At 60.4% G+C, this 23,727-nt stretch carries 19 protein-coding genes; 6 read left to right on the top strand and 13 right to left on the bottom strand.

From position 1 onward, the window contains the following. Positions 1–153: 153 nt before the first annotated feature. The 4 genes from AC1RKH_RS18965 to AC1RKH_RS18950 all read left to right on the top strand — a co-directional run bounded on the left by AC1RKH_RS18965 (position 154) and on the right by AC1RKH_RS18950 (position 4,911). Positions 154–627: a MarR family winged helix-turn-helix transcriptional regulator gene (locus AC1RKH_RS18965; protein ID WP_123425868.1), complete on the top strand. Its 474-nt coding sequence runs from the start codon at positions 154–156 to the stop codon at positions 625–627. Beyond that, positions 624–2,099 carry an efflux transporter outer membrane subunit gene (locus AC1RKH_RS18960; protein ID WP_493061704.1) on the top strand — a complete coding sequence of 492 codons (1,476 nt, stop codon included), beginning with the start codon at positions 624–626 and terminating at the stop codon, positions 2,097–2,099. The genes AC1RKH_RS18965 and AC1RKH_RS18960 overlap by 4 nt, the downstream gene beginning before the upstream one ends. A gap of 15 nt (positions 2,100–2,114) precedes the next feature. Continuing rightward, positions 2,115–3,317 carry an HlyD family secretion protein gene (locus AC1RKH_RS18955; protein ID WP_493061705.1) on the top strand — a complete coding sequence of 401 codons (1,203 nt, stop codon included), beginning with the start codon at positions 2,115–2,117 and terminating at the stop codon, positions 3,315–3,317. 64 nt (positions 3,318–3,381) lie between these two features. Further along, entirely contained in the window at positions 3,382–4,911 is a 1,530-nt protein-coding gene (locus tag AC1RKH_RS18950) for a DHA2 family efflux MFS transporter permease subunit (protein WP_123425871.1), read from the top strand. Between the two features lie 127 nt (positions 4,912–5,038). Here AC1RKH_RS18950 and lpxH read toward each other — a convergent pair whose 3' ends face one another. Next, positions 5,039–5,791 (bottom strand): UDP-2,3-diacylglucosamine diphosphatase, encoded by a 753-nt coding sequence (lpxH, locus tag AC1RKH_RS18945; protein WP_493061706.1) that lies wholly within the window; start codon positions 5,789–5,791, stop codon positions 5,039–5,041. Further along, the gene (locus AC1RKH_RS18940; protein WP_123425873.1) at positions 5,788–6,291 is read right to left on the bottom strand and encodes a peptidylprolyl isomerase; all 504 of its coding nucleotides are present in this window, start codon (positions 6,289–6,291) and stop codon (positions 5,788–5,790) included. The genes lpxH and AC1RKH_RS18940 overlap by 4 nt, the downstream gene beginning before the upstream one ends. 262 nt (positions 6,292–6,553) lie before the next feature. On the opposite strand from AC1RKH_RS18940, the gene AC1RKH_RS18935 reads away from it, so the two are divergent. Further along, positions 6,554–8,251 carry a glutamine--tRNA ligase/YqeY domain fusion protein gene (locus AC1RKH_RS18935; RefSeq protein ID WP_493061707.1) on the top strand — a complete coding sequence of 566 codons (1,698 nt, stop codon included), beginning with the start codon at positions 6,554–6,556 and terminating at the stop codon, positions 8,249–8,251. Between the two features lie 20 nt (positions 8,252–8,271). After that, a complete protein-coding gene (cysS, locus tag AC1RKH_RS18930) occupies positions 8,272–9,654 on the top strand; it encodes a cysteine--tRNA ligase (RefSeq protein ID WP_123425875.1) in 1,383 nt (460 codons plus the stop codon). 275 nt (positions 9,655–9,929) lie between these two features. Here cysS and nuoN read toward each other — a convergent pair whose 3' ends face one another. The 11 genes from nuoN to nuoC form a co-directional block, all read right to left on the bottom strand. Next, entirely contained in the window at positions 9,930–11,393 is a 1,464-nt protein-coding gene (gene nuoN, locus AC1RKH_RS18925) for an NADH-quinone oxidoreductase subunit NuoN (protein WP_493061708.1), read from the bottom strand. 7 nt (positions 11,394–11,400) lie between these two features. Beyond that, a complete protein-coding gene (gene nuoM, locus AC1RKH_RS18920; protein WP_123425877.1) occupies positions 11,401–12,933 on the bottom strand; it encodes an NADH-quinone oxidoreductase subunit M in 1,533 nt (510 codons plus the stop codon). A 39-nt stretch (positions 12,934–12,972) separates the two neighbouring features. Beyond that, on the bottom strand, positions 12,973–14,826 hold the full coding sequence (gene nuoL, locus AC1RKH_RS18915; RefSeq protein WP_493061709.1) for an NADH-quinone oxidoreductase subunit L: 1,854 nt from the start codon (positions 14,824–14,826) through the stop codon (positions 12,973–12,975). Beyond that, positions 14,823–15,131: an NADH-quinone oxidoreductase subunit NuoK gene (gene nuoK, locus AC1RKH_RS18910; RefSeq protein WP_007905077.1), complete on the bottom strand. Its 309-nt coding sequence runs from the start codon at positions 15,129–15,131 to the stop codon at positions 14,823–14,825. Before nuoK ends, nuoL begins: the two co-directional genes overlap by 4 nt. Before the next feature lie 4 nt (positions 15,132–15,135). Beyond that, entirely contained in the window at positions 15,136–15,636 is a 501-nt protein-coding gene (gene nuoJ, locus AC1RKH_RS18905) for an NADH-quinone oxidoreductase subunit J (protein WP_123425879.1), read from the bottom strand. A 9-nt stretch (positions 15,637–15,645) separates the two neighbouring features. Beyond that, the gene (gene nuoI / locus AC1RKH_RS18900; RefSeq protein ID WP_218192018.1) at positions 15,646–16,191 is read right to left on the bottom strand and encodes an NADH-quinone oxidoreductase subunit NuoI; all 546 of its coding nucleotides are present in this window, start codon (positions 16,189–16,191) and stop codon (positions 15,646–15,648) included. A gap of 12 nt (positions 16,192–16,203) precedes the next feature. Beyond that, positions 16,204–17,211 (bottom strand): NADH-quinone oxidoreductase subunit NuoH, encoded by a 1,008-nt coding sequence (gene nuoH / locus AC1RKH_RS18895; protein ID WP_123425880.1) that lies wholly within the window; start codon positions 17,209–17,211, stop codon positions 16,204–16,206. After that, a complete protein-coding gene (nuoG, locus tag AC1RKH_RS18890) occupies positions 17,208–19,922 on the bottom strand; it encodes an NADH-quinone oxidoreductase subunit NuoG (RefSeq protein WP_493061710.1) in 2,715 nt (904 codons plus the stop codon). The genes nuoH and nuoG overlap by 4 nt, the downstream gene beginning before the upstream one ends. Before the next feature lie 136 nt (positions 19,923–20,058). Then, entirely contained in the window at positions 20,059–21,417 is a 1,359-nt protein-coding gene (gene nuoF, locus AC1RKH_RS18885) for an NADH-quinone oxidoreductase subunit NuoF (protein WP_123425882.1), read from the bottom strand. Continuing rightward, positions 21,414–21,911: an NADH-quinone oxidoreductase subunit NuoE gene (gene nuoE / locus AC1RKH_RS18880; RefSeq protein WP_007970445.1), complete on the bottom strand. Its 498-nt coding sequence runs from the start codon at positions 21,909–21,911 to the stop codon at positions 21,414–21,416. The genes nuoF and nuoE overlap by 4 nt, the downstream gene beginning before the upstream one ends. 2 nt (positions 21,912–21,913) lie before the next feature. Beyond that, positions 21,914–23,698 carry an NADH-quinone oxidoreductase subunit C/D gene (gene nuoC / locus AC1RKH_RS18875; protein ID WP_123426094.1) on the bottom strand — a complete coding sequence of 595 codons (1,785 nt, stop codon included), beginning with the start codon at positions 23,696–23,698 and terminating at the stop codon, positions 21,914–21,916. Between the last annotated feature and the right edge of the window lie 29 nt (positions 23,699–23,727).

Raw genomic sequence — 23,727 nt, 5'->3', positions numbered from 1 at the left:
CCATGGCGGGATTCCCACGCGGAGCATGGGAACGATCTACTGTGCCATTTATCAGCTAATTACCAAGCCTCCTAACTATTACGTTGACATTCGCTGCCTAGGCAGTAACATCTGGACATACATTCCCTGCCTAGGCAGCTAACGGGTGGTCAGATGAAGCATTTCACTCCAGACGAATTCCAGAATTGCCACCTCGGTCTCTTGCTCGGGCGCGCCGCGCTGCTCAAGGACCGGATCATCGACACGCACATGGAACCTCACGGCATCACTGCCGCGCAGTTCAAGGTGCTGATCATCATGGCCCAGTTCGGCGTCGACACGCCGGCCGAGCTATGTCGGCATCTGTCGCTGGACAGCGGTTCGATGACTCGCATGCTCGATCGTCTGGAACAGAAGGGATTTCTCGTCCGCCAACGCTCCGAAGGCGACCGACGTCAGGTGCAACTGGTGCTGACCGAGGAGGGCCAGACGCTGGCCGACCGTCTGCCGCATATCGGTGCCGAGGCGATGAACGAACTGGCAGGCGCCATCACTCCGGAAGAGTTGAAAACCCTGGAGCAGATCCTGAAGAAAATTTTGCTGGCGGCCGGTGACTCGATCACTTTGCTGCGGGTAGGTGACAAATGAGCAGTCAAACCTTGCGTACCGGCCTCAGCCTGATGCTGGTGGCCATGAGCCTGGCCGGGTGTGCCAGCTACAGCGGCCTGAACACTCAGGGCGTGAGCCTTGATGCGAAAACCCTCAAGGCCGGGCAATCCCTCAACGGCGTCACGCTTTCGCCGGCGGCCTGGCCGAAAAGCGATTGGTGGAAAAACCTCGGCGACCCACAGCTCGACGGTCTGATCCGTGAAGCCCTGCACGACAGTCCGGACATGCAGATCGCCGACGCTCGCGCCCACCAGGCCAGCGCTGCCGCCTATGCTGCCGACGCCGCGCGGATGCCGACGCTCGATGCCAGCGCCAGCGTCAGCCGCTCGCGGTTGGCTCGCGACAAGGATCCGACCGGCGTGGGTGGCACTTACTCCACGGTGCGCAGTATCGGCGCCAGCTTCAATTACACCTTCGACCTCTGGGGCGGCCAGCGTGCCACCTGGGAAGCGGCGCTGGGCCAGGCCCGTGCTGCCGAAGTCGATCAGCAAGCCGCGCAACTGACCTTGTCGGCCGATGTTGCCCGCGCCTACAGCAACCTGGGCCAGGCTCATATCGTCAATGACCTGGCTAATGATGACCTCAAGCGCACTCGGCAAATGCTCGATCTGAGCAAGCGTCGGCTGAGCTCCGGCATCGACAGCCAATACCAGTATCAGCAAACCGAAAGCCTGGAAGCCAGTTCCGAAGCCACGTTGATCGACGCCGAAAAGACCCTTCAGAGCGCGAAAATCGCTCTGGCCGTGTTGCTTGGAAAAGGCCCGGATCGCGGCAATGAAATTGCCCGGCCGAAAGTCCTTCAGGCCAGCGCCGTGGCGTTGCCATCGACGCTGCCGGCCGAGTTGCTCGGTCGTCGCCCGGACCTGATCGCCGCACGCTGGCGAGTCGAGGCAGCGAGCAAAAATATCGATGCCGGTAAAACCAAGTTCTACCCGAATCTCAACCTGAGCGCGGCCGCCGGTACCGAGTCGTTGTTGGGTGACGCGATGTTTGGCTCGGCGAGCCGCTTTTTCAACATTATGCCCACCGTGTCGTTACCGATCTTCGATGGCGGCCGCTTGCGCGCCAACCTCGATGCGCGGGACGCCGACTATGACCTCGCTGTCGCGCAGTACAACAAGACGCTGGTGAAAGCGTTGGGGGATGTCAGCGACACGATTTCCCAGTTGCGTGACATTGGGCGGCAGATCGGCGCGCAGCAACACGCCACCGACATTGCCCAGGATTCTTACAACACGGTGGTCCAGCGTTACGGATCCGGGATCGGTAACTACCTGGATGTGCTCAGCATCGAGCAGCAATTGCTCCAGACCCAGCGTCAGTTGGCGAACCTGAATGCCGAGCAGATCGATCTGTCGATTCAATTGATGCAGGCACTGGGCGGCGGGTTTCAAGCCGACACCCTGGCCGCGGCCACTCCATCCCCAGCGCCTGCCACGCTGAATCAATAATTCAAGGTACTTGTCATGGCCACTGTCGAAACCAACTCAACCCCTGAAAGCGCCCAAGACACGGGCAATCCAGGCAAACGTAAATTTATGCTGCTGGTGCTGACGATCCTGGTGATTCTTGGCGGCCTCGGTGTCTGGGGCTGGCACGAGCTCTACGGACGTTGGAGCGAAAGCACCGACGATGCCTACGTCAATGGCAACGTGGTGGAAATCACGCCGCTGGTTACCGGCACGGTTGTCAGCATCGGTGCCGATGACGGCGATCTGGTTCACGAAGGCCAGGTGCTGGTCAACTTCGACCCGAACGACGCGCAAGTCGGACTGCAAAGTGCCCAGGCCAATCTGGCCCGCACCGTGCGTCAGGTGCGCGGCCTGTACAGCAACGTCGACGGCATGAAAGCTCAGGTCAACGCGCAGAAAGCCGAAGTGCAAAAGGCTCAGGACAACTTCAATCGCCGGAAGAATCTGGCGGCCGGCGGGGCGATCTCGCAGGAAGAACTGTCCCACGCTCGGGATGACCTGACCTCGGCACAAAACGCCCTGGCCAACGCCCAACAGCAACTTAACACTACCAATGCACTGGTCGATGACACCGTGGTGTCGTCCCACCCGGATGTGCAGGCTGCCGCCGCGCAAGTGCGCCAGGCTTACCTGACCAACGCCCGCAGCACGCTGATTGCACCGGTCACCGGTTATGTGGCCAAGCGCACTGTGCAGCTTGGCCAGCGGGTTCAGCCGGGCACTGCGCTGATGGCGGTAATCCCTTTGGATCAACTGTGGATCGACGCCAACTTCAAGGAAACCCAACTGAGTGACATGCGCATCGGTCAGCCGGTGGACATCGAAGCCGATCTCTACGGCAGCGCAGTGAAATACAACGGCACCATCGACAGCCTCGGCGCCGGGACCGGCAGCGCGTTTGCCTTGCTGCCGGCGCAAAACGCCACGGGTAACTGGATCAAGATCGTTCAGCGGGTGCCGGTGCGGATTCACATCAACGCCGAGCAACTGGCCGAGCACCCATTGCGGGTTGGCCTGTCGACGATGGTCAACGTCAACCTGCGCGACCAGAGCGGTCCGGTGCTGGCGCAACAGCCGCCGCAAAAGGCCTCGTTCAGCACCAACGTCTATGACCGTCAGTTGGCTGATGCCGACGCGATGATCACCCGCCTGATCCACGACAACAGTTCAGTGGCGAGCAAAACCGCTCAACGCTGATTCGCCAATCCGTCAGCTGCGGCCGTAACGGTCGCAGCGACTGTCTCGTTTCAAAGGATTCGCGATGAGCAATAATGCGTCTTTCAAGCCGCCCAGCCTGGTGCTCAGCACCATTGGCCTGTCGCTGGCGACCTTCATGCAAGTGCTCGACACCACCATCGCCAACGTGGCCTTGCCGACTATTTCCGGCAACCTGGGCGTGAGTTCGGAGCAGGGCACCTGGGTCATCACTTCGTTCGCCGTGAGCAACGCGATTGCATTGCCATTGACGGGCTGGCTGAGCCGGCGCTTCGGCGAGGTGAAGCTGTTTCTCTGGGCCACGATTTTGTTCGTGCTGGCGTCGTTTCTCTGCGGTATCTCCACCTCGATGCCCGAGTTGATCGGCTTTCGCGTGCTTCAAGGGCTGGTGGCAGGTCCCTTGTATCCGATGACCCAGACCTTGCTGATCGCGGTCTATCCGCCAGCCAGGCGCGGCATGGCCTTGGCGTTGCTGGCGATGGTCACGGTGGTGGCGCCGATAGCCGGTCCGATTCTCGGCGGCTGGATTACCGACAGTTATAGCTGGCCGTGGATCTTCTTTATCAACGTGCCCATCGGGATTTTCGCGGTAATGGTCGTGCGCCAGCAACTCAAGGCGCGGCCGGTGGTGACGAGTTACCAACCTATGGATTACGTCGGCCTGATCACATTGATCATTGGTGTCGGCGCGTTGCAGATCATCCTCGACAAGGGCAATGACCTGGACTGGTTCGAGTCGAATTTCATCATCATTGGTGCGGCTATTTCAGCGATCGCGCTGGCAGTGTTCGTGATCTGGGAAATGACCGACAAGCACCCGGTGGTCAACCTGCGGCTGTTCGCCCATCGCAACTTCCGGATCGGCACCATCGTGTTGGTCCTGGGTTACGCCGGGTTCTTTGGCATCAACCTGATTCTGCCGCAGTGGCTGCAGACCCAGATGGGCTACACCGCAACCTGGGCCGGGCTGGCGGTGGCGCCGATCGGTATTCTGCCGGTGCTGATGTCGCCGTTTGTCGGCAAGTACGCGCACAAGTTCGACCTGCGGCTGCTGGCCGGGCTGGCGTTCCTGGCGATTGGCTTGAGCTGCTTCATGCGCGCCGGGTTCACCAATGAGGTGGACTTCCAGCACGTGGCACTGGTGCAGCTGTTTATGGGGATTGGCGTGGCGCTGTTCTTCATGCCGACCCTGAGCATTCTGATGTCGGACCTGCCACCGCATCAGATCGCCGATGGTGCAGGCCTGGCGACGTTCCTGCGGACCTTGGGCGGCAGCTTCGCGGCATCGCTGACCACCTGGATCTGGATCCGTCGCGCCGATCAGCATCACGCTTACCTGAGCGAAAGCCTCAGCACCTTCGATCCGGCAACCCGCGACACGTTGAATACGTTGGGGGGGGCGGGGAATCCGGCGTATGCGCAGCTCGATCACGTGCTGACCAGTCAGGCGTACATGCTCTCCACCGTGGATTACTTCACGCTGTTGGGCTGGGGCTTCATGGGCTTGATTCTGCTGGTGTGGCTGGCCAAGCCGCCGTTTGCGGCGAAGGCGGGGCCGGAGGCGGCCGGACATTGATGTAGCGAAACGCGGCCAATGTGGGAGCGAGCTTGCTCGCGATGGCGGTGGATCAGTCAACAAAGATGTTGAATATGAATCCGCTATCGCGAGCAAGCTCGCTCCCACAGGGTTTTGTGTTTTGCTGTCAGTTAGCGGGCGCTGCCAGCTGCGGTGGCGGGGCAAAATCAAATGGAGCAAGCGCAAACCCCTGCTCATCCACCTGCAACGCCCAACCCTGACGATCCCAATCCCCCAGCACAATGCGTTTGGCCGCCTGCTCGCCAATCTGCAATTTGTGGATGGCGGGGCGGTGGGTGTGGCCGTGGACCAGGGTTTTCACCCCGTACTGCTGCATGATCCGCGGGATTTCCTCGGGGGTCACATCGACGATGTCATTGGCTTTCATCCGGGTTTGCGCACGGCTTTCGCTGCGCAGCTTACGCGCCAGTTTTTGGCGGGTGCGCAATGGCAGATGGCGCAGCACGAACAAGCTGATGGGGTTGCGCAGGTAGCGGCGCAGTTTCATATAGCTTTCGTCACGGGTACACAGACTGTCGCCGTGCATCAACAGCACCGGCTCACCATGGATCTGCACGACACTCGGGTCTTTGAGCAGGGTACAGCCGGCTGCTTTGCAGAAGGCCTTGCCGAGCAGGAAGTCGCGATTGCCGTGCATCAGAAATATCGCCGTGCCGCTGTCGCTAAGTTCGCGCAGGGCCTGGCAGATGGAGCGTTGGAAGGGGGTCATGGCGTCGTCGCCAATCCACACCTCGAAAAAGTCGCCGAGAATGTATAGCGCTTGCGCTGCGCGGGCGCGGGTGGCGAGCAAATCCAGAAACGCCCGGGTAATGTCCGGGCGCTCCTCTTCCAGATGTAAATCTGAAATCAGCAATATCACTCAATGATCTCGGCTTTCTCGATGATCACGTCTTCTGCTGGTACGTCCTGGTGGCCGGACTTCATGGTGGTCGAAACACCTTTGATCTTGTCGACGACGTCGGTGCCGGCGGTCACTTTACCGAACACGGCATAACCCCAGCCCTGAACGTTCTTGCCGCTGTGGTTGAGGAAACTGTTGTCGGCGACGTTGATGAAGAACTGCGCGGAAGCCGAATGCGGCTCCATGGTGCGCGCCATGGCGACGGTGTACTTGTCGTTGGAAAGACCGTTGTCGGCTTCGTTCTGGATGCTTGGGCGCTTGTCTTTCTTTTCCTTCATGCCTGGCTCGAAACCGCCGCCCTGGATCATGAAGTTGCCGATGACACGGTGGAAAACGGTGTTTTCATAGTGACCGGCTTTAACGTATTCGATGAAGTTGGCCACGGTGATCGGGGCTTTCTCGGCGTTCAGTTCCAGGACGATGTCGCCGTGGTTGGTGGTCAGTTTGACTTGAGTCATGATGGGTACTCTATTCAAGGAATTCGTGGCTTTCGGGGCGCTGCAAGACGCGTGCGAGCCCGTACCTGTTTGGCAAAAAAACGCCAAGGTGCGCAGTTTAGCGTGATGGCTGCGAATTTCGAGGCTGTTTTTCATATCCGGTGGATTAAAAGCAGCAGTTTTGGGGCCTGCTCTGTCAGGCGCTTGACCGCATCGGCTATGATAGCGGCTTTGTTTTGTCAGGCCTTTGTTCCGGCCACGCACATGTACGTTCAAGGATCCTATGAGCAAGCCCACTGTCGACCCTACCTCGAATTCCAAGACTGGCCCTGCCGTGCCGGTCAATTTCCTGCGCCCGATCATCCAGGCGGACCTGGACTCGGGTAAGCACACGCAGATCGTCACCCGTTTCCCGCCTGAGCCCAACGGCTACCTGCACATCGGTCACGCCAAGTCGATCTGTGTGAACTTCGGGCTGGCCCAGGAGTTCGGTGGCGTGACGCACCTGCGTTTCGACGACACCAACCCGGCCAAGGAAGACCAGGAATACATCGACGCGATCGAAAGCGACATCAAATGGCTGGGCTTCGAATGGTCCGGTGAAGTGCGCTACGCCTCGCAGTATTTCGACCAGTTGCACGACTGGGCCGTCGAACTGATCAAGGCCGGCAAGGCCTACGTCGATGACCTGAGCCCCGAGCAGGCCAAGGAATACCGTGGCAGCCTGACCGAGCCGGGCAAGAACAGCCCGTTCCGTGACCGCTCCGTGGAAGAAAACCTGGATTGGTTCGCCCGCATGAAGGCCGGCGAATTCCAGGACGGCGCACGCGTGCTGCGGGCCAAGATCGACATGGCCTCGCCGAACATGAACCTGCGCGATCCGATCATGTACCGCATCCGTCACGCGCATCACCACCAGACCGGTGACAAGTGGTGCATCTACCCCAACTATGACTTCACCCACGGTCAGTCGGACGCCATCGAAGGCATCACCCACTCGATCTGCACCCTGGAGTTCGAAAGCCACCGTCCGCTGTACGACTGGTTCCTGGACGCGCTGCCAGTACCGGCGCACCCGCGCCAGTACGAATTCAGCCGCCTGAACCTGAACTACACCATCACCAGCAAGCGCAAGCTCAAGCAACTGGTCGATGAAAAACACGTCAATGGCTGGGACGACCCACGCATGTCCACGCTGTCGGGCTTCCGCCGCCGTGGCTACACGCCTAAATCGATCCGCAATTTCTGCGAAATGATCGGCACCAACCGTTCCGACGGCGTCGTCGATTTCGGCATGCTCGAATTCAGCATCCGTGACGACCTCGACCATAGCGCGCCACGCGCCATGTGCGTGCTGCGTCCGCTGAAAGTCGTGATCACCAACTACCCGGAAGGTCAGGTCGAGAACCTCGAACTGGCGTGTCACCCGAAAGAAGACATGGGCGTGCGGGTTCTGCCATTCGCCCGTGAGATCTACATCGACCGTGAAGACTTCATGGAAGAGCCGCCAAAGGGCTACAAGCGCCTGGAGCCAGCCGGTGAAGTGCGTCTGCGTGGCAGCTACGTGATCCGCGCCGACGAAGCGATCAAGGACGCCGATGGCAACATCGTCGAACTGCGTTGCTCGTACGACCCGGAAACCCTCGGCAAGAACCCTGAAGGCCGCAAGGTCAAAGGCGTGATTCACTGGGTGCCGGCGGCGGCCAGCGTCGAGTGTGAAGTGCGTCTGTACGATCGACTGTTCCGTTCGCCGAACCCTGAGAAGGCCGAAGACAGCGCCGGTTTCCTGGACAACATCAACCCTGATTCGCTGCAGGTGCTTACCGGTTGTCGTGCTGAGCCTTCGTTGGGCAATGCACAGCCGGAAGACCGTTTCCAGTTCGAGCGCGAAGGTTACTTCGTCGCGGATATCAAGGACTCGAAACCCGGTCACCCGGTATTCAACCGCACCGTGACCCTGCGTGATTCGTGGGGCCAGTGATTTAGAGCCAAGGAACAATCGTGCTTACGATCTACAACACGCTCACCAAGAGCAAAGAAGTCTTCAAGCCGCTGGATGGCAACAAGGTGCGCATGTACGTCTGCGGGATGACCGTGTACGACTACTGCCACCTGGGCCACGGCCGCAGCATGGTCGCGTTCGACCTGGTGACCCGCTGGTTGCGGTTCAGCGGTTATGACCTGACCTACGTGCGCAATATCACCGACATCGACGACAAGATCATCAATCGCGCCCGTGAAAACGGCGAGTCGTTCGAAGCGTTGACCGAGCGCATGATCGCGGCAATGCACGAAGACGAGTCGCGCCTGAACATCCTCAAACCGGACATGGAACCGCGCGCCACCGGCCACATCGCCGGCATGCACGCGATGATCCAGACCCTGATCGACAAGGGTTATGCCTACGCACCGGGTAACGGCGACGTGTACTACCGCGTCGCCAAGTTCATGGGTTACGGCAAGCTGTCGCGCAAGAAAATCGAAGACCTGCGCATCGGCGCCCGGATCGAAGTCGACGAGTCGAAACAGGACCCACTGGACTTCGTGCTGTGGAAAGCCGCCAAACCGGGCGAGCCGAGCTGGGAATCGCCATGGGGCGCCGGGCGTCCGGGCTGGCACATCGAGTGCTCGGTGATGTCGACCTGCTGCCTCGGTGAGACCTTCGATATTCATGGCGGCGGCAGCGACCTCGAGTTCCCGCACCATGAAAACGAAATCGCCCAGAGCGAAGCGGCTACCGGCAAGACCTACGCCAACGCGTGGATGCACTGCGGGATGATTCGCATCAATGGCGAGAAGATGTCCAAGTCCCTGAACAACTTCTTCACCATTCGCGATGTGCTCGACAAGTACCACCCGGAAGTCGTGCGTTACCTGCTGGTGTCGAGCCATTACCGCAGCGCGATCAACTACTCGGAAGACAACCTCAAGGACGCCAAAGGCGCTCTGGAGCGTTTCTACCACGCATTGAAAGGCCTGCCGACGGTTCCGGCCGCCGGTGGCGAAGCCTTTGTCGAGCGTTTCACCCAGGTGATGAACGACGACTTCGGCACGCCGGAAGCTTGCGCGGTGTTGTTCGAGATGGTGCGCGAGATCAACCGCCTGCGTGAGAGCGATCTTAATGCGGCGGCAGGTCTGGCGGCTCGTCTGAAAGAACTGGCCAGCGTGCTCGGCGTGTTGCAGCTCGAAGCCGATGACTTCCTGCAAGCCGGCGCTGAAGGCCGGGTCGATGCGGCAGAAGTCGATGCACTGATTCAGGCTCGCCTGACAGCCCGTGCCAACAAGGACTGGGCCGAATCGGACCGCATCCGCGACCAGCTCACCGCCATGGGCGTGGTGCTGGAAGACGGCAAGGGCGGCACGACCTGGCGTCTGGCTGACTAAAGCCTGCTTGAGCTAAAAACAATACCCGCCTTGTGCGGGTTTTTGTTTATGAGCAGGGCACAAGTGCAGCAGCGTCTGGGCTGACGCCATCGCGAGCAAGCTCGCTCCCACAGGGGATCTACTGTCAGCACACTATTTGTGCATGCCTGTGATTAACTGTGGGAGCGAGCTTGCTCGCGATGGGGCCATCCCAGATACCAGATTTCTCCAGCCCAAACGCAAAAACGGCACCCGAAGGTGCCGTTTGTGTTTTCTGCTGCGTGTTGCTTAAGCGATCAACCCGCCAGGCCAGTCTGCTGAACCAGTGCCAGCAGCGGCTGTGGGTACAGACCGAGGAAGAACGCCAGCACTGCGATGGCCAGGAGCATGACGCCGCCTGCCTTTTGTTCCCAGTGCAGCTGGGCGTCGACGCGACGCAGGTTTGGCTCGATCAGGTACAGGGTGACCATGACGCGCAGGTAGTAGAAGACGCCGATGGCGCTGCCCAGTACCAGGGAAGCGACCAGCCACCATTGGTGAGACTCGACGCCAGTCGCGATGATGTAGAACTTGCCGATAAAGCCTGCGGTCAGCGGGATACCGGCCAGGGACAACATCATCACGGTCAGTACAGCGGTCAGGTACGGACGACGCCAGAACAGGCCGCGGTACTCGTACAGCGCGTCTGCATCACGACCTTTGTACGGCGAGGACATCAGGGTGATCACGCCGAAAGCGCCGAGGCTGGTGATCACGTAGGTGACCAGGTACACACCGATGGCTTCCATGGCCAGGCCCTTGCTCGCCACCAGGGCGATCAACAGGTAACCGAAGTGCGCGATGGACGAGTAACCCAGCAGACGCTTGAGGTTGCTCTGGGTCAGCGCCAACAGGTTACCGAACAGGATCGAGGCAATCGCGATCACGGTCAGCACGGTGCTCAACACACCGCTGTTGGCCACTGGCGAGATCTGGAACAGACGCACCATCACCGCGAACACGGCAACTTTCGAGGCGGTCGCCAGGAACGCTGCAACCGGTGCCGGAGCACCTTCGTAGACGTCCGGAGTCCAGAGGTGGAACGGTACCAGCGACAGCTTGAATGCCAGGCCGATCAGCATCATGCCCAGACCCATTTGCGCCAGCGGGCTTGGCAGGCCGGTGGCCGCAAGGGCCTGGCCGATGCCGCTGAAGCTCAGGGTGCCGGCTTCGGCGTAGAGCAGGGCCATGCCGAACAACAGGAACGCGGAACCGGCTGCCGACAGCACCATGTACTTGATGCCGGCTTCCAGTGAACGCTTGTTGAAGAAGGCATAGGCCACCAGCCCGTAGACCGGCACCGAGAGCAGTTCCAGACCGACGAACAACCCGGCCAGGTGCTGCGCACTGACCAGAACCAGGCCACCGGCGGCGGCCATCAGGATCAGCAGGTACAGTTCTTCACGGTTGCCCGGGTAACCCGTGCCGCCATCGCCGAGGTAGGCGTGGGCGAGGGTGACGCAAGCGAGGGTGGCGACCAGGATCAACGCCATGTACAGACAGGCAAAGCTGTCGATCTGCAGCAATGGAGTCACGGCCAGAGGCGCGACTTTCAGGGCTGGCAGGATCGACAGCAAGGCCAGGTTCAGACCCGCTACCGACAGCAGGAAGGTCTGTGAGTGGTTGCGACGCCAGGCGATCGCCAGCATCACCACGATGATCGTGGCGCTGGTGATCAACAATGGCGCAAGCGCGATAAAGTGTTGAATCGTAAAGTCCATAGCGCTCTTACCGGGCCGAAGCGAGTTGAGTGAAGGCGGTACCGAACCATTGCTGCACGCCATGCATCGTCGCGGCAGAGGTATCGAGGAACGGTTGCGGGTAGACGCCGATGTAAATCAGCAGTGCCGCCAGTCCAACCACCATGATCAGTTCGCGAGTATCCATGCCGTGCAGCACGGCGTCCGATTTGGACGGGCCGAAGTAGGCACGGTGGATCATGATCAGCGAGTAGACCGAACCGAACACCAGGCCTGCGGTCGCGATCACGGTGACCCATGGCGCGCTGGCGAAGGTGCCGATCAGGATCAGGAACTCACCGACGAAGTTACCGGTTACCGGCAAGCCCAGCGAGGCCGCAGCGAAGAATAGGCTGACGGCTGGCAGGTAGGCGATCTTCGACCACAGGCCACCCATTTCACGCATGTCGCGAGTGTGGGTGCGCTCGTAGAGCTGGCCGCAGAGGATAAAGAGTGCCGCTGCCGACAGGCCGTGCGCGAGCATCTGGATCACTGCGCCTTGCAGCGCCAACTGGCTACCGGAGTAGATGCCGATCAGCACGAAGCCCATGTGCGAAACGCTGGAGTAGGCGACCAGACGCTTGATGTCGGTCTGGGCGAACGCCAGGAACGCACCGTAGAAGATCCCGACCAGACCCAGGGCCATGGCGAACGGCGCGAACTCGGCCGACGCGTTCGGGAACAACGGCAGGGCGAAACGCAGCAGACCGTACGCAGCGGTCTTCAGCAGAATACCGGCCAGGTCAACGGAACCCGCGGTCGGTGCCTGTGCGTGAGCATCCGGCAACCAGGAGTGGAACGGCACTACCGGCAGCTTCACCGCGAAGGCGATGAAGAAGCCGAGCATCAGGACGTACTCGGTGGTCAGCGACATCTTGGTTTTCAACAGGTCGGCGTAGTTGAAGGTAATCACGCCCGTGCTGTTGAAGTTGACCAGTACCAGACCCAGGATCGCCACCAACATGATCAGGCCGCTGGCCTGAGTGAAGATGAAGAACTTGGTCGCCGCGTAGATCCGGGTTTTCTTGCCGTCCGAAGAACTGTGACCCCAGAGCGCGATGAGGAAGTACATCGGCACCAGCATCATTTCCCAGAAGAAGAAGAACATGAACAGGTCGAGGGCCAGGAACACGCCGACGACACCGCCCAGGATCCACATCAGGTTCAGGTGGAAGAAGCCAACGTGACGCTGGATTTCTTTCCATGAGCAGAGTACCGAGAGGACACCCAGCAGACCGGTCAGCATGATCATCAACAGCGACAGGCCGTCGAGGGCCAGGTGCACGTTGATGCCGAAGCGTTCGATCCAGACATGCTTGAACTCAAGCGCCCAAGTCGGGTCGGCGCCAGGCGCCGGAGCAAATGAATAGTTACCGTGGGCCCACAGCCAGAGGCCGAGAGCGAGTTCCAGGGTCATGGTCAACAGCGCAATCCAGCGGGGGAGGGTAGCGCCGAAGCGCTCACCCATCCAGCACAGCAGGCCGCCGATGAAGGGGATCAGGATTAGCCATGGCAGAATCATGACGGGCTCGTTTCCTTTCGCAAGTTCGCAAGGTTCATATCAGACCGCTACCAGCACGACAGCGCCGATAACCAGCACGGCACCAGCAGCCATCGAGGCGGCGTACCAACGCAGTTGACCTGTTTCGGTACGGCTCAGGGAGTTGTGACCCCCTTTGGCCATACGCGGGATCAAACCGATGGTTTGGTCGAACGGGTCTTTGCGCAGCATGTGGCTCATCGCCAGGTACGGCTTGACGAACAGTTTGTCGTAGATCCAGTCGAAGCCCCAGGCGGCGAACCACCAGGCAGTCAGCAGACGACCGATGCCGCTGTTGGCGATGGCGGTGACGAAGCGACGCTTGCCAAGGAACAGCAGCGCGGCCAGCAGGATACCCGACAGGGCGATAGCGCCCGAGGCGAGTTCCAGGCTGTGCTTGGCTTCGCCGCCGGCATGGCCAACGCTTTCCGGCAGCACGCCGTGCAGTGGCGGAACGATCATCGCGCCAATGGCGGTCGACAGCACGATCAGCACCGACAGTGGCAACCAGTGAGCAATGCCGTGACCGGCGTGGGCTTCGGTCTTCACTTCACCATGGAACGCGATGAAGATCAGGCGGAAGGTGTACAGCGACGTCATGAAGGCACCAACCAGACCTGCGTACAGCAGACCGTGGTTACCGCTGGCGAAGGCTTCCCAGAGGATTTCGTCTTTCGAGTAGAAACCCGCGGTCACCAGTGGCAGGGCCGCGAGGGCCGCACCGCCGACGATGAAGCTGGCATAGGCCAGTGGCAGTTTCTTCCACAGACCGCCCATCTTGAAGATGTTCTGTTCGTGGTGGCAGGCAACGATCACCGAGCCGGAAGCAAGGAACAGCAGGGCCTTGAAGAACGCGTGAGTCATCAGGTGGAAGATCGCGCCTTCCCAGGCACCCACGCCCAGCGCCAGGAACATGTAGCCGATCTGGCTCATGGTCGAGTAGGCGAGGATACGTTTGATGTCGGTTTGGACCAGGGCTGCGAAACCGGCGAGGACCAGGGTCACACCGCCGACGATGCCGACCAGGTGCAGGATGTCTGGCGCCAAGGCAAACAGACCGTGCGTACGGGCGATCAGGTAGACGCCAGCGGTCACCATGGTTGCGGCGTGGATCAGTGCCGAAACCGGGGTAGGGCCGGCCATCGCGTCCGCCAGCCAGGTTTGCAGCGGCAGTTGCGCGGATTTACCGACAGCGCCGCCCAGCAGCATCAGGGTCGCCATGACGATCCAGAAGTCGCCGGTCTTGAAGTGCTCAGGCGCTTTGACCAGCAGCTCTTGAATGTTCAGCGTGCCCAGCTGTTGGAACAGGATGAACAGGCCGATGGCCATGAACACGTCACCGACACGGGTAACGATGAAGGCTTTGAGTGCGGCGTTACCGTTGTTGCGGTTGCTGTAGTAGAAACCGATCAACAGGTAGCTGCACAGGCCCACGCCTTCCCAGCCGAAGTACAGGAACAACAGGTTATCGCCCAGCACCAGGAACAGCATGCTGGCGATAAACAGGTTGGTGTAGGCGAAGAAGCGCGAGTAACCGTCTTCACCGCGCATGTACCAGGACGCGAACAGGTGGATCAGGAAGCCCACGCCGACGACCACGCCGAGCATGGTCACGGACAGACCGTCCAGGTACAGGGCGAAGTTCGGCTTGAAATCGCCTACCGACATCCACTGCCACAACACCTGGGTGACGTGACCGCCTTCAGGCGGCGCGACGTTGAACTGCCAGATCACGTAAGTGGCAACAATGGCCGAGAGGCCAATGGAACCGACGCCAATCAAGGCGGAGAGGTTTTCCGAGAGACGGCCGCGTGAGAACGACAGCAGCAGGAAACCGATCAGGGGGAATACGAAAGTCAGATAGAGAAGGTTCATCCGCGCATCTCGCTGGCAGCGTCGATATCGAGAGTGTGGAAGCGGCGATACAGCTGCAACAGAATCGCCAGGCCAATACTGGCCTCGGCGGCTGCCAGGCTGATCACCAGGATGAACATGATCTGTCCATCCGGCTGGCCCCAACGGCTACCGGCAACGATGAAAGCCAGTGCGGAGGCATTCATCATGACCTCCAGGCTCATCAGCACGAAAAGGATGTTGCGGCGGACCATCAGGCCAACCAGACCGAGGCAGAACAGGATGCCGGCAACCGCCAGGCCATGCTCGAGAGGGATAGCAGGCATAAAGTTACTCCTTCGCCTCGTTGCGGCCCAAGTGGAACGCCGTGACGGCTGCGGCGAGCAGCAGCATCGAGGCGAGTTCGACCACCAGCAGATAAGGACCGAACAGGCTGATGCCCACGGCCTTGGCGTCTACGGTGGTGTGGCCGAGGCCGGTGCCGCTGGAATGGCTGAATAGCACATACAGCAGTTCAGCCAGCAGCAGCGCAGCCAGTACCACCGGACCCGCCCAGATACCGGGCTTCAGCCAGACGCGCTCTTGCTGAATCGAGGCGGGGCCCAGATTCAGCATCATCACCACGAACACGAACAGCACCATGATGGCGCCGGCGTAGGCGATCACTTCCAGAACACCGGCGAATGGAGCACCGAGGCTGAAAAAGGTCATCGCCACGGCGAGCAGCGAAATAATCAGGTAGAGCAGGGCGTGCACTGGGTTGGTGTTGGTGATCACGCGAAGCGTGGACACAACGGCAACTCCGGACGCGAAATAGAAAGCGAATTCCATCTTTCTTCCTTAAGGCAGCAAGCTCTTCACGTTGATCGGTTCGGCTTCATTTTGCGCAGCGCCTTTCGGCTTACCGGCAATGGCCATACCTGCAACACGATAGAAGTTGTAGTCAGGGTTTTTGCCGGGGCCGGAGATCAAAAGATCTTCTTTCTCGTAAACCAGGTCCTGACGCTTGAACTCGGCCATTTCGAAATCCGGTGTCAGCTGGATCGCGGTGGTCGGGCAGGCTTCCTCGCAGAGGCCGCAGAAAATGCAGCGCGAGAAGTTGATACGGAAAAATTCCGGGTACCAGCGGCCGTCTTCGGTTTCAGCTTTCTGCAGCGAGATGCAACCGACCGGGCATGCCACGGCGCACAGGTTGCAGGCTACACAACGCTCTTCACCGTCGGGGTCGCGGGTCAGGACGATACGCCCACGAAAGCGCGGCGGCAGGTACACCGCCTCTTCCGGATATTGCAGCGTGTCGCGCTTGCGAAAGGCATGGCCGAAAATCATCACCAGGCTGCGAAGCTGGGTGAAGAAGCCATGCACGATGTCAAAAATATACTTCATGATTCTCTATCCTCACTGAGCCGCGACGGCGGGCGTGTTGAGCAACACGATCGCAGCGGTCACCAGCATGTTGACGAGGGTCAGCGGCAGGCAGAACTTCCAGCTGAAGTCCATCACTTGGTCATACCGTGGGCGTGGAATCGAGGCGCGCAGCAGGATGAAGAACATGATGAAGAACGCGGTTTTCAGTGCGAACCAGATGAACGGGATCTGCGGCAGAATGCCGAACGGACCGTGCCAGCCACCGAAGAACAAGGTCACCAGCAGCGCCGAAATCAACACGATGCCGATGTACTCGCCGACGAAGAACATGCCCCATTTCATGCCGGCGTATTCAATGTGGTAACCGTCGGCCAGTTCCTGCTCCGCTTCCGGCTGGTCGAACGGGTGACGGTGAGTCACGGCGACGCCAGCAATGAAGAAGGTCAGGAAACCGAAGATCTGCGGAATGATGAACCACAGGTGCTGGGCTTGATAATCGACGATGTCGCGCATGTTGAACGAGCCGACCTGGATCACGATGCCCATCAACGACAGGCCCATGAACACTTCGTACGACACGGTTTGTGCCGAGGCCCGCAAGCTGCCCAGCAGGGCGAACTTGTTGTTACTCGACCAGCCGGCGAACAACACCGCGTAGACCGACAGACCGGCCATGGCGAAGAAGAACAGGATGCCGATGTTCAGGTCCGCCACGCCCCAGGTCGGGGTGATCGGGATGATCGCGAAGGCAATCAGCAAGGCGCTCATGGCCACGACCGGCGCCAGGGTGAAGATCACCTTGTCGGCGAACGGCGGCGTCCAGTCTTCCTTGAAGAACATCTTGATCATGTCGGCCGCGATCTGGAACGCGCCGAACGGGCCGACGCGGTTCGGACCGTAACGGTCCTGCCAGAGGGCGAGCAAACGACGCTCGACCCAGCTCAACAGCGCGCCGCAAACCACCACGGCGAGCAGGATCACGATGGCCTTGAGGACCGCGATGATGATGTCGATCACTTCAGGAGTGAACAAGGTCATTGAGCTGCCTCCTGCAGACCGTCAACGGATTTGCCAAAGATTGCCGGTGGAATGCCGGCGATACCCGCAGGCAACGCTACCAGACCGGCACCCAGCTCTTCATTGATGCGCAGCGGCAGACGCAAGGTCTGGCCGGCAACGTTCAAACTCAGCATGGCACCGTCATTGACGCCCAGACGATCGGCTTCGGACTTGGCCAGCGATACGTAAGCGGCTGGAATGCGTTCCTGGACCGGAGCGGCTTTCGAAGAATTCTCTTCGCTGCCGAACAGGTGGTAGAACGGCACAACCTGCCAGGTGCCTTGAGCCGGGTTGAATGCACGCGGAACACTGGCGAACCAGTTCAGCGAATCACCCTGGCTTTCGATCAGGCGAGCACCCGGATCACCGGCGCGCAGGTGACCACCGACTTCATCCTGGAACTTGTTCCAGGCTTGCGGCGAGTTCCAGCCTGGCGACCAGGCAAATGGCACTTGCTGACGTGGTTCGACGGAGCCCGAGTAACCTTCCATGGAGAACGAGAACGCAGTGTCGTTGTCCTGGGAAGTACGCGGCTCGTGCACGCTGATGTCGGCGCGCATGGCGGTTCGGCCGCTGTAACGCAGCGGTTCGCGGGCCAGTTTCAGGCCTTTGATCCGGAACGAAGCAGACGGCGCGGCGTTGACGATAGCGGCCAGTTGCGGAGTGCTCGAAGCGCAGGCAGCCGTGACGTGGTCCAGTTGGGTCCAGTCGATCGGCTGGTTCAGCAGGGTAGCGCGCAGGGCATGCAGCCAGCGCCAGCCTTCGTGAACCAGGATGCTTGCATCGAGGTAAGTCGGGTCGAAGACCTGGAAGAAGCGCTGGGCGCGACCTTCCTGGCTGACCAGCGTACCGTCGCCTTCAGCGAAGCTGGCGGCTGGCAGAACCAGGTGCGCGCGATCGCTGGTAGCGGTTTTTTGATGGTCGGCAACGATCACCACTTTAGCGGCGGTCAGGGCGGCATCGACCTTGGCTTTGTCGGTACGGGTGTACAGATCGTTTTCCAGCACCACGATGGCGTCGGCACGACCAGAGATCACCGCTTGCAGGGCTGCGTCGACCGATTCGCCACCGAGCATGGCCAGGCCGAGGCTGTTGGCCTCTGGCACGATCAGGCTGATGGAACCGTTCTTCTCGCGCAGTTTCAGGGCTTTGGCGATGTTCGCCGCCGCTTCGATCAAGGCTTTGGAGCCCAGCGAAGTGCCGGCGATGATCAGCGGACGCTTGGCCGCCAGCAGGGCGTTGGCGATCCGCTGAGCCAGTTCGAGGGCTTCGCTGTCCAGGCCTTCAACGGCTGGAGCGCTGGCGTCGAGGGCGTGAGCCACGGCGAAACCGATACGTGCCAGGTCGTCCGGAGCGGCGTGAACGCATTCTTCAGCCACGTCGTCGAGCTTGGTTTCAGCCAGGCTGGCGATAAACAGCGGGTTCAGCGCGTGCTGACCGATGTTTTTCACCGCGGCGTCGAGCCAAGGCTGAACGCGCATCGCGTCGGCCATGTCTTCGGCTTTGCCTTTGACCGATTGACGCAGGGCCAGGGCCATACGCGCAGCGGTCTGCGTCAGGTCTTCACCGAGGACGAAAATCGCATCGTGGTCTTCGACGTCGCGCATGTTCGGAATCGGCAGCGGGCTGTCTTTCAGCACCTGCATGACCAAACGAATACGCTCAAGCTCGGAAGCTTCGATACCCGAATAGAAGTGCTCGGCACCGACCAGTTCGCGCAGCGCGTAGTTGCTTTCAAGGCTGGCACGCGGCGAACCGATACCGACGATGTTGCGACCGCGCAGCAGATCAGCGGCTTTATCCAGCGCTTCGTCCAGGCTCAGCTTCGCGCCGTTGGCCAGCAATGGCTGACGTGGGCGATCTTCGCGGTTGACGTAGCCATAGCCGAAACGGCCACGGTCGCACAGGAAGTACTGGTTTACCGAACCGTTGAAACGGTTTTCGATGCGACGCAGTTCGCCGTAACGCTCACCCGGGCTGATGTTGCAACCGCTGGAGCAGCCATGGCAGATGCTCGGCGAGAACTGCATGTCCCACTTGCGGTTGTAGCGCTCGGAGTGAGTCTTGTCGGTGAACACACCGGTCGGGCAGACCTCGGTGAGGTTGCCGGAGAACTCGCTTTCGAGGGTGCCGTCTTCAACGCGACCGAAGTACACGTTGTCGTGGGCGCCGAATACACCGAGGTCGGTACCGCCGGCGTAGTCTTTATAGAAACGTACGCAGCGATAGCAGGCGATGCAGCGGTTCATTTCGTGGGAAATGAACGGGCCCAGTTGCTGGTTCTGGTGGGTACGCTTGGTGAAGCGGTAACGGCGCTCGTTGTGGCCGGTCATTACCGTCATGTCTTGCAGGTGGCAGTGACCGCCTTCCTCGCACACGGGGCAGTCGTGCGGGTGGTTGGTCATCAGCCATTCGACGACGCTTGCGCGAAACACTTTGGCTTCTTCGTCATCGATGGAGATCCAGCTGCCGTCGGTCGCAGGGGTCATGCAGGACATGACGATACGACCACGCTTGTCGTTCTCGTCGGTGTACTGCTTGACGGCGCACTGGCGGCAAGCGCCAACGCTGCCGAGGGCGGGGTGCCAGCAGAAATAAGGGATATCGAGGCCTAGCGACAGACATGCCTGTAACAGGTTGTCTGCCCCATCGACTTCGAGCTCTTTGCCGTCTACGTGGATAGTGGCCATGGTTCAAAGTTCTTCGTTGGCCCGGTGTCAGCGGGCGTGGCTAATGGAATCTTGTTATCCGTCCAAATCCAAACAGCCTGAAAAGGCGTCATCGGACGAAAGGCGAACGGCACGGACCGTTCGCCTTTTTAAAGCGTTAAGCGCCGACCAGGATCGGCTTTGCCAGAGGCGGGACGGCAACGCTGCTGATAGGCGCGATGCCGGCTTCGAACTCTGGACGGAAGTATTTGATTGCGCTGCCCAATGGCTCCACGGCGCCCGGTGCGTGAGCACAGAAGGTCTTGCCTGGGCCGAGGAAGCCGACCAGACCCAGCAGGGTCTCGATGTCGCCGGCTTGCCCTTCACCGTTTTCGATGGCGCGCAGGAGCTTGACGCTCCACGGCAAACCGTCACGGCACGGGGTGCAGAAACCGCACGATTCACGGGAGAAGAACTCTTCCATGTTGCGCAGCAGGGACACCATGTTGACGCTGTCATCCACCGCCATGGCCAGGCCGGTACCCATACGGGTGCCCACTTTGGCGATGCCGCCGGCGTACATTTGTGCGTCCAGGTGTTCCGGCAGCAGGAAACCGGTACCGGCGCCGCCTGGCTGCCAGCACTTGAGCGTGTAACCGTCGCGCATGCCACCAGCGTAGTCTTCGAACAGCTCGCGACCGGTGACGCCGAATGGCAATTCCCACAGGCCCGGGTTCTTGACCTTGCCAGAGAAGCCCATGAGCTTGGTGCCCATGTCTTCACTGCCTTCGCGCGCCAACGATTTGTACCAGTCCACGCCGTCGGCAATAATCGCCGGCACGTTGCACAGGGTTTCTACGTTGTTCACGCAGGTCGGCTTGCCCCAGACGCCTACGGCGGCAGGGAAGGGCGGCTTGGAGCGCGGGTTGGCGCGGCGGCCTTCCAGGGAGTTGATCAGTGCGGTTTCTTCACCGCAGATATAACGCCCGGCGCCAGTGTGGACGAACAGCTCGAAATCGAAGCCGCTGCCCAGGATGTTCTTGCCCAACAGGCCTGCTGCCTTGGCTTCTTCCACGGCACGGTTCAGGTGCTTGGCGGCGGTGGTGTATTCGCCACGCAGGAAGATGTAGCCACGGTAGGTTTTCAGCGCGCGAGCACTGATCAGCATGCCTTCGATCAGCAGATGGGGCAGTTGCTCCATCAGCATGCGGTCTTTCCAGGTGTTGGGTTCCATCTCGTCCGCGTTGCACAGCAGGTAGCGGATGTTGATGGATTCGTCTTTGGGCATCAGGCCCCACTTCACGCCCGTGGGGAAGCCTGCGCCGCCGCGACCCTTGAGACCGGAATCTTTCACGGTCTGGACGATATCGTCCTGGGCCATGTCGGCGAAGGCTTTGCGCGCTGCCGCGTAGCCGTTCTTGGCCTGGTACTCGTCGAGCCAGACTGCCTCGCCATCGTCACGCAGGCGCCAGGTCAGCGGATGGGTCTCTGCGCTGCGCTTGATGCGGTTGGCAGGGCCGAAGGAAGTCAGGGTCATACGTAGCCCTCGAGCAATTTGGCAACGCCAGCAGGCTGCACGTCGCCGAATGTGTCGTCGTCGATCATCAACGCCGGCGCCTTGTCGCAGTTGCCGAGGCAGCAGACCGGCAGCAGGGTGAAACGACCGTCGGCGGTGGTTTGACCCAGGCCGATGCCCAGCTTGCTCTGGATTTCGCTGACCACCGACTCGTGACCACCGATGTAGCAGACCATGCTGTCGCAGACGCGAATAATGTGACGGCCGACTGGCTGACGGAAGATCTGGCTATAGAACGTCGCCACGCCTTCAACGTCGCTGGCCGGGATGCCGAGGATCTCGCCGATGGCGTAGAGCGCGCCGTCAGGCACCCAGCCACGTTCCTTCTGGACGATCTTCAAGGCTTCGATCGACGCCGCGCGCGGGTCTTCGTAGTGATGCAGCTCGTGCTCGATGGCCGAGCGCTCGGTTTCGCTCAAGGCGAAACGGTCTGTCTGGATAAGCGTGCTGTTCATGCTTAGCGGTCCACGTCGGCCATAACGAAATCGATACTACCCAGGTACGCGATCAAGTCCGCGACCATGCTGCCTTTGATCACCGAAGGGATCTGTTGCAGATGCGGGAAGCTTGGGGTGCGAATCCGGGTGCGGTAGCTCATGGTGCCGCCATCGCTCGTCAGGTAATAACTGTTGATGCCCTTGGTCGCTTCGATCATCTGGAAGGATTCGTTGGCCGGCATGACCGGGCCCCACGAAACTTGCAGGAAGTGCGTGATCAAGGTCTCGATGTGCTGCAGCGTGCGCTCTTTGGGCGGCGGCGTGGTCAGCGGGTGATCCGCCTTGTACGGGCCTTCCGGCATGTTGCGCAGGCACTGGTCGATGATCTTGATGCTCTGGCGCATTTCTTCAACGCGCACGATGCAACGATCGTAGGCATCGCCATTGGCGGCCAGCGGCACTTCGAATTCGAAGTTCTCGTAGCCGGAGTATGGACGGGCTTTACGCAGGTCGAAATCGCAACCGGTCGAACGCAAGCCTGCACCGGTGACGCCCCATTCCAGGGCCTCTTTGGTGTTGTAGGCGGCGACGCCGATGGTCCGGCCACGCAGGATGCTGTTGTCCAGTGCGGCTTTCTGGTATTCGTCCAGACGCTTTGGCATCCACTCGACGAAGTCTTTGACCAGTTTTTGCCAGCCGCGTGGCAGGTCGTGAGCGACACCACCGATGCGGTACCAGGCCGGGTGCAGACGGAAACCGGTGATGGCTTCGATCACCGTGTACGCCTTCTGGCGGTCGGTGAAGGTGAAGAACACCGGAGTCATGGCGCCGACGTCCTGGATGTACGTCCCCAGGAACAGCAGGTGGCTGGTGATCCGGAAGAACTCGGCCATCATGATGCGGATGACGTCGACCTTCTCTGGCACCTTGATGCCGGCCAGCTTCTCGACCGAGAGCACGTACGGCAGGTTGTTCATCACGCCGCCGAGGTAGTCGATACGGTCGGTGTACGGGATGAAGCTGTGCCAGGATTGACGCTCGGCCATCTTCTCGGCACCACGGTGGTGGTAACCGACGTCCGGCACGCAGTCGACGATCTCTTCGCCGTCCAGTTGCAGGATGATGCGGAACGCACCGTGAGCCGAAGGGTGGTTGGGACCCAGGTTGAGGAACATGTAGTCCTCGTTCGGACCGGAACGCTTCATGCCCCAGTCTTCAGGTTTGAAGCGCGCGGCTTCTTCCTCAAGCTGTTGCTTGGCCAGGGTCAGGCTGAACGGGTCGAACTCGGTGGCACGGGCCGGGAAGTCCTTGCGCAGCGGGTGACCTTCCCAGGTCGGTGGCATCATGATGCGGGTCAGGTGCGGGTGGCCGGCAAAGTTGATGCCGTACATGTCCCACACTTCACGCTCGTACCAGTTGGCGTTTGGCCAGATACCGGTCACGGTCGGCAAGCTGAGGTCGCTTTCGGACAACGCGACCTTGATCATTACGTCACTATTACGTTCGATCGACATCAAGTGATAGAACACAGTGAAATCGGCACCGCTCGGCAAACCCTGGCGCTTGGTGCGCAGACGCTCGTCCACGCCATGCAGGTCATAGAGCATGACGTACGGCTTGGGCAGGTTGCGCAGGAAGGTCAGGACTTCGACGAGTTTGGCACGGGCAACCCAAAGCACCGGCATGCCGGTGCGGGTGGCCTGGGCGCTGAACGCCTCAGGGCCAAAACGGTTGTTCAATTCGACGACCACATCCTGGTCGTCTGCCTTGTAAGGCGGGATGTACAGAGCACTGCCTGTAGTCATGGTTTTTTTATCGCTTTCGGTCAACGTAA

This window comes from Pseudomonas sp. GW822-FHT06B12, from assembly GCF_058799675.1.
The sequence above is the reverse complement of the archived record's forward strand: the minus strand, read 5'-3'. Positions and strand labels throughout refer to the sequence as shown.

Bases quoted from the DNA above. Each gene is read 5' to 3' on its own strand.
- AC1RKH_RS18940 (WP_123425873.1), bottom strand. From the start codon at position 6,291: ATGACTCAAGTCAAACTGACCACCAACCACGGCGACATCGTCCTGGAA.
- nuoE (WP_007970445.1), bottom strand. From the start codon at position 21,911: ATGAACAGCACGCTTATCCAGACAGACCGTTTCGCCTTGAGCGAAACC.
- nuoM (WP_123425877.1), bottom strand. From the start codon at position 12,933: ATGATTCTGCCATGGCTAATCCTGATCCCCTTCATCGGCGGCCTGCTG.
- nuoF (WP_123425882.1), bottom strand. From the start codon at position 21,417: ATGACCCTGACTTCCTTCGGCCCTGCCAACCGCATCAAGCGCAGCGCA.
- nuoK (WP_007905077.1), bottom strand. From the start codon at position 15,131: ATGCCTGCTATCCCTCTCGAGCATGGCCTGGCGGTTGCCGGCATCCTG.
- AC1RKH_RS18955 (WP_493061705.1), top strand. From the start codon at position 2,115: ATGGCCACTGTCGAAACCAACTCAACCCCTGAAAGCGCCCAAGACACG.
- AC1RKH_RS18965 (WP_123425868.1), top strand. From the start codon at position 154: ATGAAGCATTTCACTCCAGACGAATTCCAGAATTGCCACCTCGGTCTC.
- nuoN (WP_493061708.1), bottom strand. From the start codon at position 11,393: ATGGACTTTACGATTCAACACTTTATCGCGCTTGCGCCATTGTTGATC.
- nuoL (WP_493061709.1), bottom strand. From the start codon at position 14,826: ATGAACCTTCTCTATCTGACTTTCGTATTCCCCCTGATCGGTTTCCTG.
- nuoG (WP_493061710.1), bottom strand. From the start codon at position 19,922: ATGGCCACTATCCACGTAGACGGCAAAGAGCTCGAAGTCGATGGGGCA.
- AC1RKH_RS18950 (WP_123425871.1), top strand. From the start codon at position 3,382: ATGAGCAATAATGCGTCTTTCAAGCCGCCCAGCCTGGTGCTCAGCACC.
- nuoC (WP_123426094.1), bottom strand. From the start codon at position 23,698: ATGACTACAGGCAGTGCTCTGTACATCCCGCCTTACAAGGCAGACGAC.
- nuoI (WP_218192018.1), bottom strand. From the start codon at position 16,191: ATGAAGTATATTTTTGACATCGTGCATGGCTTCTTCACCCAGCTTCGC.
- nuoH (WP_123425880.1), bottom strand. From the start codon at position 17,211: ATGACCTTGTTCACTCCTGAAGTGATCGACATCATCATCGCGGTCCTC.
- AC1RKH_RS18960 (WP_493061704.1), top strand. From the start codon at position 624: ATGAGCAGTCAAACCTTGCGTACCGGCCTCAGCCTGATGCTGGTGGCC.
- AC1RKH_RS18935 (WP_493061707.1), top strand. From the start codon at position 6,554: ATGAGCAAGCCCACTGTCGACCCTACCTCGAATTCCAAGACTGGCCCT.
- nuoJ (WP_123425879.1), bottom strand. From the start codon at position 15,636: ATGGAATTCGCTTTCTATTTCGCGTCCGGAGTTGCCGTTGTGTCCACG.